Source organism: Agrobacterium sp. 22-226-1 (assembly GCF_053522345.1).
On record NZ_JBNWCP010000007.1, the window covers coordinates 174956 to 189214 of the forward strand.

14 protein-coding genes and 1 tRNA gene are annotated in these 14259 nt (G+C 60.5%); 6 read left to right on the top strand and 9 right to left on the bottom strand.

Going from position 1 to position 14259, the window contains the following annotated elements; all coding sequences use genetic code 11:
* The 3 genes from ACQZ5K_RS14440 to ACQZ5K_RS14450 form a co-directional block, all read right to left on the bottom strand.
* Entirely contained in the window at positions 1-1572 is a 1572-nt protein-coding gene (locus ACQZ5K_RS14440) for an L-aspartate oxidase (protein ID WP_174058445.1), read from the bottom strand.
* Positions 1569-2540, bottom strand: a complete 972-nt coding sequence (gene nadA, locus ACQZ5K_RS14445) for a quinolinate synthase NadA (RefSeq protein WP_035263293.1) — start codon at positions 2538-2540, stop codon at positions 1569-1571. The genes ACQZ5K_RS14440 and nadA overlap by 4 nt, the downstream gene beginning before the upstream one ends.
* A gap of 69 nt (positions 2541-2609) precedes the next feature.
* On the bottom strand, positions 2610-3512 hold the full coding sequence (locus ACQZ5K_RS14450) for an NUDIX hydrolase (protein ID WP_003522469.1): 903 nt from the start codon (positions 3510-3512) through the stop codon (positions 2610-2612).
* Between the two features lie 206 nt (positions 3513-3718).
* On the opposite strand from ACQZ5K_RS14450, the gene ACQZ5K_RS14455 reads away from it, so the two are divergent.
* Both ACQZ5K_RS14455 and ACQZ5K_RS14460 read left to right on the top strand, forming a co-directional pair.
* Entirely contained in the window at positions 3719-4093 is a 375-nt protein-coding gene (locus tag ACQZ5K_RS14455; RefSeq protein WP_059756929.1) for a PAS domain-containing protein, read from the top strand.
* 73 nt (positions 4094-4166) lie between these two features.
* The gene (locus ACQZ5K_RS14460) at positions 4167-4667 is read left to right on the top strand and encodes a thermonuclease family protein (RefSeq protein WP_448740653.1); all 501 of its coding nucleotides are present in this window, start codon (positions 4167-4169) and stop codon (positions 4665-4667) included.
* A 67-nt stretch (positions 4668-4734) separates the two neighbouring features.
* Here ACQZ5K_RS14460 and ACQZ5K_RS14465 read toward each other — a convergent pair.
* Positions 4735-4810 (bottom strand) — tRNA-Ala (locus ACQZ5K_RS14465).
* Between the two features lie 152 nt (positions 4811-4962).
* Complete coding sequence (locus ACQZ5K_RS14470) at positions 4963-5349, bottom strand: TIGR02300 family protein (protein ID WP_003522472.1); 387 nt, start codon at positions 5347-5349, stop codon at positions 4963-4965.
* 199 nt (positions 5350-5548) lie between these two features.
* On the opposite strand from ACQZ5K_RS14470, the gene cmk reads away from it, so the two are divergent.
* Together cmk and rpsA are read left to right on the top strand one after the other, a co-directional pair.
* Entirely contained in the window at positions 5549-6229 is a 681-nt protein-coding gene (gene cmk / locus ACQZ5K_RS14475; protein ID WP_174058447.1) for a (d)CMP kinase, read from the top strand.
* 150 nt (positions 6230-6379) lie between these two features.
* Positions 6380-8080: a 30S ribosomal protein S1 gene (gene rpsA / locus ACQZ5K_RS14480; protein WP_003522474.1), complete on the top strand. Its 1701-nt coding sequence runs from the start codon at positions 6380-6382 to the stop codon at positions 8078-8080.
* A gap of 239 nt (positions 8081-8319) precedes the next feature.
* Here rpsA and ACQZ5K_RS14485 read toward each other — a convergent pair whose 3' ends face one another.
* From ACQZ5K_RS14485 to ACQZ5K_RS14500, 4 genes are all read right to left on the bottom strand, one after another.
* Positions 8320-9867, bottom strand: coding sequence for a hypothetical protein (locus ACQZ5K_RS14485; RefSeq protein WP_174058448.1), 1548 nt, complete (start codon positions 9865-9867; stop codon positions 8320-8322).
* Positions 9868-10121: 254 nt separating this feature from the next.
* On the bottom strand, positions 10122-10430 hold the full coding sequence (locus tag ACQZ5K_RS14490) for a hypothetical protein (protein WP_174058449.1): 309 nt from the start codon (positions 10428-10430) through the stop codon (positions 10122-10124).
* Positions 10431-10478: 48 nt separating this feature from the next.
* Positions 10479-11708: a hypothetical protein gene (locus ACQZ5K_RS14495; protein WP_174058450.1), complete on the bottom strand. Its 1230-nt coding sequence runs from the start codon at positions 11706-11708 to the stop codon at positions 10479-10481.
* 83 nt (positions 11709-11791) lie between these two features.
* Positions 11792-12418 carry a ribonuclease D gene (locus ACQZ5K_RS14500; RefSeq protein WP_059756914.1) on the bottom strand — a complete coding sequence of 209 codons (627 nt, stop codon included), beginning with the start codon at positions 12416-12418 and terminating at the stop codon, positions 11792-11794.
* A 177-nt stretch (positions 12419-12595) separates the two neighbouring features.
* Between ACQZ5K_RS14500 and ACQZ5K_RS14505 the strand changes: the two genes are divergently transcribed.
* Together ACQZ5K_RS14505 and ACQZ5K_RS14510 are read left to right on the top strand one after the other, a co-directional pair.
* Positions 12596-13210, top strand: a complete 615-nt coding sequence (locus ACQZ5K_RS14505) for a nucleoside 2-deoxyribosyltransferase (RefSeq protein ID WP_174058451.1) — start codon at positions 12596-12598, stop codon at positions 13208-13210.
* Positions 13207-13956, top strand: coding sequence for an SDR family oxidoreductase (locus tag ACQZ5K_RS14510; protein ID WP_174058452.1), 750 nt, complete (start codon positions 13207-13209; stop codon positions 13954-13956). The genes ACQZ5K_RS14505 and ACQZ5K_RS14510 overlap by 4 nt, the downstream gene beginning before the upstream one ends.
* The last annotated feature ends 303 nt before the right edge of the window (positions 13957-14259 follow it).

The following is a 14259-nucleotide window of genomic DNA, read 5'->3' on the forward strand; positions in this document are numbered from 1 at the left end:
TCAGGCGCTCCGCGCAAGGCTGGCCGAAGAATGGCTGGAAGAGGAGAATTCATGGGCGATGGTGAGGACATCGCTGAGGTTCAGCCTGCGCCTCGTCGCCGTTGTATGTTTTTCAGGGAAATCGTCGCGGAAATGCGCGCCGCGCGATTCCGTGCGCAGCGCCGCAAAGACGGCGATGGCCAGCGCGACAAGGGCAGGATCGGATGCCGGGCCGTTCCGCTCAGCCAGTGGCAGAAGGTCGCGGATCGCGCCCGTCAGCCCTTCCGCATGTCTTACGATGCCGAGATGGCGGGAAACGATGGGCCGGACGGGGGAGAGGTCGGCTGCCGGGAAATCGGGCACGGGGAGTGTTGCGATATCCGCTGCCTGTTTTCCCGCATATGCCGGCCTGCCGGCAATGTCTTCCGCCGCGCGCATGCCCATGGCCGCCGCTTCCAGCAGGGAATTGCTGGCAAGCCGGTTCGCGCCATGCAGACCCGTGCAGGCGGTTTCGCCGGCAACCCAAAGGCCCGGCACCGAGCTTCGGCCTTTACCATCGGTGGCGACGCCGCCCATATGGTAATGCACCGCCGGGCGCACCGGAACGAGCTCACGGGCGGGGTCTATCCCGGCTTCGCGGCAGAGCAGGTCGATCGAGGGGAAGCGGGCGGAAAAGCCGGAGCCGAGCGCCTTGCGGGCATCGAGAAAGACCTTGCCGCCGCGCAATATTTCGCGGTCGATGGCGCGGGCGACAATATCGCGGGCGGCGAGTTCCGCACCCGGAACTCCCACCATGAAACGTTCGCCGTTTTCGTTGAGAAGCAGTGCGCCTTCGCCACGCACCGCTTCGCTCACCAGCGCCAGCGGCCGTCTGGGCGAGGAAAGCGCTGTCGGATGGAATTGCACGAATTCCATATCGGCGAGGATGGCGCCGGCGCGGGCGGCGAGCATGATGCCCTGTCCGAAATTGCCGGAGGGATTGGTTGTCGCCTCATAAAGCCCGCCGAGGCCGCCGGTGGCGAGAACAATCTGATTTGCCGGCAAAGTGAAGCAGCCTTTTGGCCCGATGCAGGCGAGGCCGGCGATGACACCGTCTTCCGTCAGCAGGCGGCGAACCTCCGTGCCTTCCAGAACGGTTATGGAGGGCGTGCGAAGAACGGCGGCGGCGAGAGCCCTGACGATGGCCGCGCCCGAGCCGTCGCCTTCGGCATGCAGGATGCGCCTTCTGCCATGGGCGGCCTCCAGCCCGAAGACGAGCCTGCCCTCGGCATCCCGGTCGAAGCGCACCCCGGCCCGCTCCAGCGCCTCGATGACGGCGGGGGCGGCGGAAACGATCTCTGCGGCCATATCTGCATCGCAGAGGCCGTCGCCTGCGGCGAGCGTATCGGCAAGATGCAGCGTGGCGTTATCGTCCGGCCCGAGACTGGCGGCAATGCCGCCCTGGGCCCAGGCGCTGGACGTCTCGCCGCCGAGAACGCCGCGTGTCAGAAGCAGCACGGGTTGCGGCGCAAGCGTCAGCGCCGCCATCAGGCCCGCAATGCCGCTGCCGACAATGACCGTCCAGCCCGTATGCGACGGGAGGCGTTCGCTCATACTTCCAGCATCCTTTCCACGGCGCGACGGGCGGCGACAGCGATGGCCGGGTCGACCGTCACTTCGTGGCGGTTTTCCTCCAGCGCCGCGCGGATATTGCCAAGCGTGATGCGCTTCATATGCGGGCAGAGATTGCAGGGGCGGATGAATTCGACATCCGGGTGATGCACGGCGACATTGTCGCTCATCGAGCATTCCGTCAAAAGCACCACGCGGGCAGGTCGTTCCCGGCCGACATAATCCGACATGACGGCGGTGGAGCCGGAAAAATCCGCAGCTTCGACGACATCGGGCGGACATTCCGGATGCGCCAGCACGGTGACACCCGGATGGCTTTCGCGCAATTCGCGAATATCATCGGCGGTGAAAAGCTCGTGTACCTCGCAATGGCCGCGCCAGGCGATCAGTTCGACATTGGTTTCCCGCGCCACGTTCTTCGCCAGATATTCATCCGGCAACATCAGTACGCGCGGCACGCCGAGCGATTCCACCACCTGGCGGGCATTGCCTGAGGTGCAGCAGATATCAGACGCCGCCTTCACAGCGGCGGAGGTGTTCACGTAGGTCACGACCGGAACGCCGGGATAGGCCTTGCGCAGAAGCGCGATGTCCTCGGGCGTGATGGAATCGGCCAGCGAGCAGCCGGCAGCCATATCCGGAATGAGCACGGTTTTTTCCGGATTGAGCAGCTTTGCCGTCTCGGCCATGAAATGCACGCCGGCCAGAACGATGACATCCGCTTCCACCTCCATCGCCTTGCGGGCAAGGGCGAGGCTGTCGCCAACGATATCGGCGACGCCGTGGAAGATTTCCGGTGTCTGGTAATTATGGGCGAGGATGACGGCATTGCGCTTGCGCTTCAGCTCGAGGATCGCCTCCACATCGTCCTGAAAGCCCATCCATTCGGCCTTGGGAATGACGCGGGCAACGCGGTCGTAAAGGCTTGCGGCGGAAATCTGCTCGTTCACGGTGCTCTCCCATTTATACTCTTTTTGAGTATATCTAGGAGAAAGACATATTCTCATTATGAGCATATGTCAATTGCGGGAGAGCGGCAGTTTCGTTCCGGAAAGGGCGCGTTCATCGAGAACGGTCTGGCGGAAGCGGAAGAGCTTTGCCGGGCGTCCGCCGGTTTCGGTCGCCATCTCGCCGGTCTCTTCCACCAGCTGCTGCTGTTCGATCAGCCGACGGAAGTTCTGCTTGTGCAGCGTCAGCCCGGCCAGCGCCTCGATGGCGCGCTGTAGCTGCAGGAGCGTGAAGGCGTCGGCCATCAGTTCGAACACCACGGGGCGATATTTGATCTTGGCCCGCAGACGCGCGATGCCGGTGGCGAGGATGCGGCGGTGATCGGCAAACATCGGCCTGCCGAAATTGATCCGCGGTTCGCCCTGCGCCTCTTCGACCAGCCCGGCTTCATACAGCAACTCGTAACGCTGCAGGGTCAGCTCCTCGTTCCAGCCGCCGCCATCGAGGCCGAATGTGAAATCGGCGCGCAAATGGCGCTGGCTTTTGGAAGCGGGATCGGAATCCGCCCAGGCGCGCAGCCTGTCGATGATGCTGTCCAAAACCTCAGGGCGTCCCTGACGGTGATCCTCCCAGGGGAAATATTCGTACCAGCCGTGCCAGAGCGGGCGTTTGCCGCCGGAGGCTTCCTGTTCGCGAACCAGCCCGAGATAACCGATAGAGATGGTTCTGCCGCCTAAAATGTCGTTGTTGCGGTCGCGATCGGCGAAAGTATAGAGCTGTTCGAGATAACCGACGGGGTGATGGGTCTGTTCGTGAATCCATTCCCGCAAGCCGCTCTGGAGGGTTCTGTGCCCGAATTCGAACGGTCCCGACGGAAGTGCTGCACCTTCCCGAACGGTCATGACCCGCGGCTCATCCGTGGTGATGGCGGTGACGACGGCGATGAGTTCGGCATGGGCAAGCCCGATGGTCACGGCGGCTCCTCTGGTCGTTGGCGCGAGATCAATCTTCTTTGGCACAGGAAGGTTGCTTCGCCAACATGGCGGCCGAAAAGGGCTGTCGATAAGTAGTCTGACTGAAAACCGGACGCCATCAGACAAAAGGATGAATTCTTGTGGTTAGTCGTCCGTCATCTGATATGTTACAGACCCGCACGAGCATTTCAGACTGTAGAAGGCCGATGTTGGAAAACATATCTCTCGAAGAGACACTTGTGGGTTACTACACCTGGAATGTCGGGCAAAATCTGGTTTATCTGGATGCCGTGGCCGCCCGCCTGCGCGAATTTTCGCCGGAAGAAGCCGCCTGCGGCATTCCGGTTGAAGATTTCATCGCGCAGATCGAAAGCGGCTCGCGGGCGCGTGTCGCCAAGGCGGTCTATAATTCGCTGACAAATGGCGTGTTTTACGATCAGGAATACCGTATTGAGCTCAAAGTTGGCGGTTTCCGCTGGCTGCGGACAACGGGAAGAGTGATCCTGGATGGCGACCGGATCCCGATCATGGCCATGGGCACGGTGCGGGATGTCAGTGCCGGCAAGATTTTATTGATGTGATAAGCGGCGGACCTCTTCGCGGGGCGGCGGCCGATCGATTTTAATTCGTTCATTGTTTTGATGTTGCGGTGACATGGTCCGGCAGATCGCAATTTTGCTGTTTCAGATCGTTCTGGCCATTGGCCTCAGCATAGCCGGCATCCGCATCGCCTCGCTCGTCAATGGTGAGGCGACCCCGGCGCCAGCAGGCCTTGCGGCCAATACGGAACTGCTTTGGACGACCTCGCCGGTGCGGGTCGATCCGCGTAGCCAAAATTACGAGCGCATTCCGACGCCTCCCGATCTTTATCCGCTGAAAATGCATGCGGACCAGCGCCTGCGCGTCATCTCCAGCAGCCGCTTCACTTTCAAGGGCAAGGAATTCCGCCTCGCCGGCGTGGAGGATGTCGAACGCAACCGCGTCTGCACCGGCCCCGACGGCCGCCGTTACGCCTGCGGCCTCAACGCCTTCAAGGCGCTGGAGAATCGGCTGCGCGGCAGATATCTGGAATGTCGGACGGTGGAGGAAGGTGGTGCCGGCGGTTCCTTGGAGTGCCGGATCAACGGGCAGGATGTGCGGGCGCTGCTGCAATAGGCGATCAGCTTGCGAGATGCGCAAGAGCGACTGGCTAAAGGGAAGATGTTTTTTGTCTGGGAAGGTTTGGTGGAGCTAAGCGGGATCGAACCGCTGACCTCTTGCATGCCATGCAAGCGCTCTCCCAGCTGAGCTATAGCCCCATAAGGGTTCCGGCATTTCTTCCGGTTCCGGGAACCGAAGCGGTTGTTGTTCCGTTCGGTGGCGGCTTACTACTGCGGCTTTCCGACGAGTGCAAGCATAAAAAACGGCCCGGCGTCATTTTTTTGTCGTCGGGCCGAATTATCAAGTAAAATCAAGCTTCTTCGTCGTCGCCCGATACGCCGATGATGCCGGACATGTCGTCGTCGTCATCTTCGTCGTCGGTTTCGAGGAAGGTGTCGTCGTCGTCATCGATTTCGACGTCATCGTCGTCGCCGAGATCCGGGATATCGTCGCCGTTGTTGTCGCCATCGGCATCTTCCAGCGAGACGAGTTCGACTTCCGTGTTTTCGGTATCGACTTCCGCCACTTCCTCTTCTTCAGCCTGCTCCATCTTGGCCTGGGCGGTGCTTTCCTCGAAGAAGGAGAGCGGCCAGGACTTGCCGGTGTAGGGAGAAACGACCGGATCGCGGTTCAGATCGTAGAACTTCTTGCCGGTATCGGGGTCTGTGCGCTTGGTACCAAGTTCCGCTTTTGCCACTGTCTAAGCCTCAAATTGTCGAATGAGTTTCGGTGTGTACGCCGTAAAACCGGCATAGACGGTAAAATTTATAGCCGGTCCCCTTAATCGTTGCGCTCTTTCGTGTCAAAGACAAACTTCGGGTGCCGCCTGCCTCGGCGCAACCCCTATGCGGGGATGCTGATATAAATAGGAAGGTGTTGCGTACTCTATTATATGAATGACGAATGCACAGGCGGAAAGCTTCATGACCTTCACGATCGCCATAGACGGGCCGGCTGCGGCGGGCAAAGGAACCCTGTCGCGCAGGATTGCCGAGACCTATGGTTTCCACCATCTCGATACCGGGCTGACCTACAGGGCGACCGCCAAGGCGCTTCTGGATGCCGGCTTGCCGCTCGATGACGAAGCCGTGGCTGAGAAGATCGCGCTGGAAGTCGATCTTGCGGGGCTCGATCGCGCCGTTCTTTCCCGGCACGATATAGGCGAGGCCGCATCCAAAATCGCCGTGATGACGCCGGTGAGGCGCGCGCTCGTGAAGGCGCAGCAGCGTTTTGCCTTGAAGGAACCGGGCACGGTGCTCGACGGACGCGACATCGGCACGGTGGTATGCCCTGACGCGCCGGTGAAGCTTTACGTCACGGCCTCTGCGGACGTGCGGGCGCGACGCCGTTACGATGAAATTCTGGCCAATGGCGGCAGCGGCGATTATGATGCCATTTTCGCTGAAGTGAAAAAACGCGACGAGCGCGACATGGGCCGCGCCGACAGCCCGTTGAAGCCGGCTGAAGACGCGCACTTGCTAGATACGTCGGAAATGAGTATAGAGGCGGCGTTTCAGGCCGCGCGGACGATCATCGACGCCGCCCTGGAGAAACAGGTTTCTCGCGGAACCGCTTGAATTCGGTCCGCGTTTAGTCCGGAATTGCCCGAAGACATGTCCTTGCGCCGGAAAGCCTTTTGAAAAGGCGGGCATGGGGTCGGGTATCAACAACACTAGCCCACCGGCGCTTTTGTATTCGCCATTGCGCGGATGCAATCAGGAGATTTCATGTCAGTATCTACCCCCACGCGCGAAGATTTCGCAGCGCTTCTCGAAGAATCCTTTGCCTCCAACGATCTTGCCGAAGGCTATGTTGCCAAGGGTATCGTAACGGCAATCGAGAAGGACGTTGCCATCGTCGACGTCGGCCTCAAGGTTGAAGGCCGCGTACCGTTGAAGGAATTCGGCGCGAAGTCCAAGGACGGCACGCTGAAGGTCGGCGACGAAGTCGAAGTTTACGTCGAGCGCATCGAAAACGCCCTCGGCGAAGCCGTTCTGTCGCGCGAGAAGGCTCGCCGCGAAGAAAGCTGGGTCAAGCTCGAAGCCAAGTTCGAAGCTGGCGAGCGCGTCGAAGGCGTTATCTTCAACCAGGTCAAGGGTGGTTTCACCGTCGATCTGGACGGCGCTGTTGCCTTCCTTCCGCGTTCGCAGGTCGACATCCGTCCGATCCGCGACGTTACCCCGCTGATGCACAACCCGCAGCCCTTCGAAATCCTCAAGATGGACAAGCGTCGCGGCAACATCGTTGTTTCGCGTCGTACGGTTCTCGAAGAGTCGCGTGCCGAGCAGCGTTCTGAAATCGTTCAGAACCTCGAAGAAGGCCAGGTTGTTGACGGCGTCGTCAAGAACATCACCGATTACGGTGCGTTCGTTGACCTCGGCGGCATCGACGGCCTGCTGCACGTCACCGACATGGCATGGCGCCGCGTCAACCATCCTTCGGAAATCCTCAACATTGGCCAGCAGGTCAAGGTTCAGATCATCCGCATCAACCAGGAAACCCACCGCATCTCGCTCGGCATGAAGCAGCTCGAGTCCGATCCGTGGGATGGCATCTCCGCTAAGTACCCGGTTGGCAAGAAGATCTCCGGTACCGTCACGAACATCACCGACTACGGTGCATTCGTTGAGCTGGAGCCGGGCATCGAAGGCCTGATCCACATTTCCGAAATGTCCTGGACCAAGAAGAACGTCCATCCCGGCAAGATCCTGTCCACGAGCCAGGAAGTCGACGTTGTCGTTCTCGAAGTCGATCCGTCCAAGCGCCGTATCTCGCTTGGCCTCAAGCAGACGCTGGAAAACCCGTGGCAGGCATTCGCCTACAGCCATCCGGCCGGCACTGAAGTTGAGGGCGAAGTCAAGAACAAGACCGAGTTCGGTCTGTTCATCGGCCTCGAAGGCGATGTCGACGGCATGGTTCACCTGTCGGATCTCGACTGGAACCGTCCGGGCGAACAGGTCATCGAAGAGTACAACAAGGGTGACGTCGTCAAGGCTGTCGTTCTCGACGTTGACGTCGAGAAGGAACGCATCTCGCTCGGCATCAAGCAGCTCGGCAAGGATGCTGTCGGCGAAGCCGCTTCTTCCGGCGACCTGCGCAAGAACGCAGTCGTTTCCGCTGAAGTCATCGGCGTCAACGATGGCGGCATCGAAGTGAAGCTCGTCAACCACGAAGACCTCACCTCGTTCATCCGTCGCGCTGACCTTTCCCGTGACCGCGACGAGCAGCGCCCCGAGCGCTTCTCGGTTGGCCAGGTTGTCGACGCCCGCGTCGTCAACTTCTCGAAGAAGGACCGCAAGGTCATGCTTTCGATCAAGGCTCTGGAAATCGCTGAAGAGAAGGAAGCCGTCGCACAGTTCGGTTCGTCCGACTCGGGCGCTTCGCTCGGCGACATCCTCGGCGCGGCTCTGAAGAACCGCGGCGAATAATCGCTCCGATCTTTGAAATGAAGAACCCGCCGGAATTTCCGGCGGGTTTTTTGTTGGGTTCAACGGGCCTTGCCCGCTTGAGCGCGAAAGGCAAGGCTTCTCTCGACGTCATCCTCGGCCCTGTGCCGAGGATCTAATCACGTCGAATAAAATCAATCGGTCGCAAATCCTCGGAACAGGGCCGAGGATGACGTCGGCGTGATTGGCGCGACTTACATTCCAATCTGACCACACCGAATTCAGAGCATGCCGCTCATCTTCAGATAATAATTTTCCGCGCTGTCGTCGGAAGCCACCGTCGTTGGGCTTTCCTGCGTGTCGATCCCGTCATTGGCGGCGATGCGCTCTTCCTTTTCGTCCTGACTGTCAGAATTATCAGCGCCGGCTTCGGCCTCGTCGTTTGCCTCATCCTCGGAAAACGGACCGCCTCCGCGCGGCGGCGTTTCCGATTCATAGTCCTCATCCGCCGGCGGATAGGCGACAAGCGGCAGCGGTGTGCCGTCTTTTACCAGAGCCGCGGCGATCAACGATTGCGAAGCCGATTGCTCCAGCATCGCCATCCTCGCTTCCGGGTCCAGTATGGCCCGCGGCAGCGGCTGAGCTTCGGGGCGATGGGCCGCAGTTTCCGTTTCCTCACCCGAGGGGCGGGCGGCGGCTGTTGCGAGGGCCGATTTTTCGGCGGGCTGATCGTCGGACGGTTGCCGCGCAACACCCTGCGGCGCAGACGGAGGCTCTTGCGTGCCGGTCGGCTTGAGCGGAAGTTTACCGGCGGTGGCGGCAAGCAGCGGGCTGTTCACGGTCTCGGCATCGTCTGCGAACAAACCGGATGGCGGGGTAAGGCCCGTGCGGATTTCTTTCTGCTCCGGCTTCATCGTCTCCCGATGCGGAAGGGCAGGGCGGGCTTCGCCGGTTTCGGCGCGTGGCGGATTTGCCGGGCGGGCCTCGGCCGATACTTCCTTCATCACGCTGCCGATTTGTGGCGGAAGCGGACGTGCCGTGTTTTCGGCTCTTCCATCCGGCTTTGCGGCAACGGTCGGCGTATCATGTGTGTCGGCAGGCGGGATGGAAAGCGTGGGCCGGGGGTCCAGTTGCGCCGTTAGCGCCGCCACCGTTGCTTTCATCGCTGCGCCACTGAGGGCGAGTGGCCCGATGAGCAGCGGCAGGAGCCGGCTGACGGTGGCGGAATTTGCCGTCTGCGCTGCCGCGGCCGGAGATGGGCGAGCTTCCGCATTCTGGCCCGGTGCGTTCTGCTGTTTCGGCTGGGCCGATTGCGCGGGGGCGGGATTGGAGGAATTGTTCTGCTGATAGGAAGAAACCACCGCCTTTGCCGCAAGATCCGTTCCCTTGTAACGGGAAAGCTCGATCAGCAGCGCGAGGCGGGCAGCATCCGGCCCGGTCGGCTGTTTCAGGATTTCGGCAAGCATCGAAAGGGTCAGGCCCTGCAGGGCCTTGCCGACCTGCTGTTCCAGCGCCAGACGTTGTGGCGCGGGCAGGGTGCGGAGCGCCTCCGTCAGCCGCGTCACATAGGTCTCTATGGCTTCGCCATCCCGCCGGGGCAGGTTCATCAGCTTGCCGAGCGCTTCCGCCAGAACGGCGGTGCTGCGCGAGAGCTGAAATTCGCTGGTGAGGGAGGCGATTGCCGTGCGGGCAAAAAGGCTGCTGTTTTCAGGGGCGGGAGTGTTCGGTTGCGGCGGTGCAGTCTCTTTCACCTGCTCGCGCGGTGTCAGTGAAACCGTGGTTCCATAGGCGGCATCGGTTGCCGCAATTTTCGGTACAGGCGGTAACATGCTGCGCTCCGTTTCTATCGGTGACCGCCGCTGGCTGCGAAAGGGCCAATCCCCATTGGCTCTGTGATCCGCATCTGGCTTGAATGTTGAAAAATCGCCGCGCCGGTGATGGACAGGTGTCATCTCGCCCGCTCATGCGGGAGCGCCGTATACGCTTCTGGCCGCAATGCCGGTTGCAGCGCATACAGAATCATCAAGCTCAATCTTGGCTTGCAGATATTAAGATTTGGCTAACCAAGGAATTGCGCGTCCGGTCAGGGCGAAACGCCGATGAACATGCGGTAAAGGCCGTTATCGTCGGAATTGACCGAGGAAATATGGTCGGGATCGCTGGGCGCCGTCTCAAAAGCTTCCGGCGGCATGGCATCGAGCCAGCTTGCCTTGGGAAGGTTTCGTTCCGGTTGAATGTTCACCGGGTCGATGAGGCTGTCTTCCTCAGCGGGCGCGGTGAAGGCCGCATCATCCGGAACGAGCGGTGGGGCGGCCATGGATAGCAGCGCCTGCGCGGCATTGGGTTCTGTGTCGTAAACGGCGCTGCCGGATAGGCCGGAAATATCGGTCATGTCTGAACTCACATCATGTTTCGCTCAAGTGACGATCGGAAGCGGCAATCATGCCGCCTTTTTCTTCAGCAGTTCATAAAGGCCATTGTCGTCGATCGAGATCGGCAAAATGGCGTTGCGGGTGTCTTCGACAAGCGCCTGCGCATCGAGCAGTTTTTCGCCGTCGTCTTCCGCATCGGCTGGATCGGTGCCTGCGTCTGTCTCCGCAGGCTCATTTTCGTTTTCCGCCGGGGCGGCTTGCTCAGCAGGCGCCGCCGCAAGCACGGCGATCAGGGCCGTTTCCGACGATGTGTCGACCGGTGCCTGCGGGTCGACGCTTTCCGTTTTTTCGTCGCCGGAAGCATCGATATGCTCCTTCACGACGTCCTGGAGCTCCTGCACGTCTTCAAGCTTGCCCTGCGCATCGCGCGCCTGAATATCCTGTTCCCGCTCCGCCTTCACCTCGGCATCGTTGATTTCGCCGATACGATCCTTGCCGCGTTCGGCCTGCAACTCTTCCCTGGTTTTGGGATCGGCGACATCTTCGAGACGCTGGATGACCTTCAGGGTTTCACGCGTCATGAAGCGGGTGCCCTGCGCCTGTTCGTCCAAGGCCTCCTTCACGGCGCGCGCCTCATCGCCATAGGGGTTGGCGATGGCGGAGATCATCTGACGGGCCGAGACGCCGAGTTGTTTGAGGCCGGTCGATTCTTCCAGATCGTCGACGTTTTTCGGCAGGGTCGCGCGCGCCGCCATGATGGCTTTCGACATCTGCTCGCCGAAATCCTCTTCCGTGCCTGTGAGGCCTGCACCCTTTGCGATGCGGGCGGCAAGGGCAGCCATGGGATCGGTCTTGCTGTTGACGCCATTGTTCAGCACGTCCACGACCTCAGCCTCCGAAACGCCGAAGGATTTCAGGGAAATCTTCGTGGCTTTCCCCTGCGCATCGGTTTTTTCGAAACTGTCGGTCAGGGTTAGCGCATCCTGAAGTCTTCGTGCGAAGGAAAAGCTCGATTCGTCCTTTTCCTGTGTGATGCCCAGCGCGGAGGAAAAGCGGGAGACAAGCGAGGCGAAGGCATCGGCATCCGGTTTCATGACGCCGAAGAGATAGGCGCTTATCTTCTCATTGGCGGCGCGCTGGCTTTCGTCCGGCTGCGGGTTTGTCTTGACCGCATCGTCCTTTTTGGTGCCGTTGGCCTTTTCCTGCTCTTCGCGCTGGCGTTCCTCGATGGTTTCGACCATCGAACGCATGAGGTCGCTGACTGCAATGCCCGCCGTCTGCTGTAGCGGAGTAATCATCCCTCAAAGTCCCCGGCCGCCAAAGTTGCGGCCGAGAATAGGCAATTCTGGTAAATCAGTGCTTAAACCAGATGCGGGTTCGCTCAGCTATGGGCGAAAATATCGGTTTCTTCCCAGCCGAGGAGGTCGAGCTTCGCGCGGGTCGGCAGAAAGGCGAAACAGGCGTCGGCATGGTCGAGGCGGCCGTCACGCACGAGACGACCTGTCAGCTTGTCGCGCAGCGCGTGCAGGTGCAGCACGTCGGAGGCGGCATATTCGAGCTGCGCCGGCGACAGGGTCTCGGCCGCCCAGTCGGAAGATTGCTGGGCCTTGGAAATATCGACTTCCAGCATTTCCTTGAGGTTATCCTTCAGCCCGTGCCGGTCCGTATAGGTTCGGGTCAGCCGCGAGGCGATCTTGGTGCAGAAGACCGGCGTGGTCGTCACGCCGAAGGTGTGGAACAGAACGGCGATATCGAAACGGCCATAGTGAAAGATCTTCTGGCGGGCAGGATCCGCAAGCATCCGCACGAGGTTCGGCGCTTGCTTCTGACCGGCGGCGATGCGAATGACGTCCGCCGTGCCGTCGCCCGGCGAAAGTTGAACGACGCAGAGGCGGTCACGGCGCGGCACCAGTCCCAGCGTTTCCGTATCGATTGCGATGGCGCCGGTGTAACGCGCGGCATCTTCGGCGGAAATATCGCCTTCGTGGTAACGGATGGGTGCTGCCATGTCCTGCTCCAGAAATTCCAGTTTCCTGCTCCGGCTATAACGGAAAGAGCGGCGGGACGATACCGTTTTATCGGCTCGTCCGGTGCGTCACACTGCATGGCCCTTGGCACTTGCCTTTGCGAAAGCCCCCGGGTTAGGGTCGGGAAATCCTTTCCTGACAAATCGCATGAATTCCCGATGACAAAGAAAATCTATCTCGCCGGACCGGAAGTCTTCCTCCCGAACGCGCGCGAAATGCTCGATCTCAAGGCCTCGCTGGCGCGGGAAGCCGGTTTCACGCCGCTTTCGCCGGGCGATCTGCAAATTCCGCCGGCGGATACCAGGGTCGGTCACGGCTGCAACATCAATGCCGTCGATGAGCGGATGATGCTGGAAGCGGATGCGGTGGTCGCCAACCTCACGCCGTTTCGCGGCATCGCCGCCGATACGGGAACCAGCTATGAGCTGGGCTTCATGTGTGCGCTGGGCAAGCCGGTTTTCGCCTATACCAATGTCGCGGCCAATCACTTCACCCGCATCAAAGCGCATTATGGCGGCGTCGCCACCCTGGATGAAACGGGCCGTTATCGCGGGCCGGACGGGCTGTCGATCGAGAATTTCGACATGGTCGACAATCTCATGCTGCATGGCGGGATTTTGCGGCGCGGCGGCGTCATCATCGTTGGCGATGCTCCCGAAGAGGCTTTGTATACGGATCTCGAGGCCTATAGGCGCTGTCTCGCGGCGGCGGCCGAAAAGTTACTGACACCGATTGACCCTGAAAAAACCAATAGAGTGGAGGCATCATCATGAGCGGAACCATCCTCATCACTGGCGCGACATCCGGCTTCGGACAGGCCACGGCGCGGCGCTTCGTCAAGGAGGGCTGGAAGGTCATCGGCACGGGCCGGCGGGCGGAACGGCTGGAGGCGCTTTCCGCCGAGCTCGGTTCCGCCTTTCATGGCCTCGCCTTCGACATCACCGACGAGGAGGCGACAGGAAAGGCGCTGTCCGGATTGCCGGAAGGCTTCCGGGATATCGACGTTCTCGTCAACAATGCCGGTCTCGCACTCGGCACCGCGCCCGCACCGCAGGTGCCCTTGAAAGACTGGCAGATCATGGTGGACACCAACATCACCGGTCTCCTGAACATCACCCACCATCTGCTGCCGACGCTGATCGGGCGCAAGGGTATTGTGGTCAACCTCTCGTCTGTGGCTGCGCATTACCCCTATACGGGCGGCAATGTGTATGGCGGTACCAAAGCGTTCCTGCGGCAGTTTTCGCTCGGCCTGCGTTCCGATCTGCATGGCAAGGGCGTGCGGGTGACATCCATCGAGCCCGGCATGTGCGAAACGGAATTTACGCTGGTGCGCACCGGCGGCAATCAGGAAGCCTCGGACAATCTCTACAAGGGCGTCAATCCGATCACGGCGGACGATATTGCCAACACCATCCACTGGGTCGCCTCGCAGCCCAAGCATATCAACATCAACAGCCTAGAACTCATGCCGGTCAACCAGTCCTTCGCCGGTTTCCAGGTCTATCGGGAAAGCTGATTTTCCCGCGATTTTGGGGAGTGCTGAAAAACCGGGCAGGAATTTTCGAGCTATGCAGAAATGCAATGCTGCATTGCGAGACTTGCTCTGTTAAAAATCACGGATACCGCTATATTCAAATCATCGAAGCGACGCACTCCTCCTCCCAGCGTCGCTCGATGTGGATCGGTGGTACTCCTCCTCCCAATCACCGATCAAGTTTGAAGCCTGCCGCACCTCCTCCCGCGGCAGGCTTTTTCCTTTTCTGGGCGTCTATTCCTTGAATATTTTGGGCTGTCGACTTTCAGCGCACCGGCTTAGTGC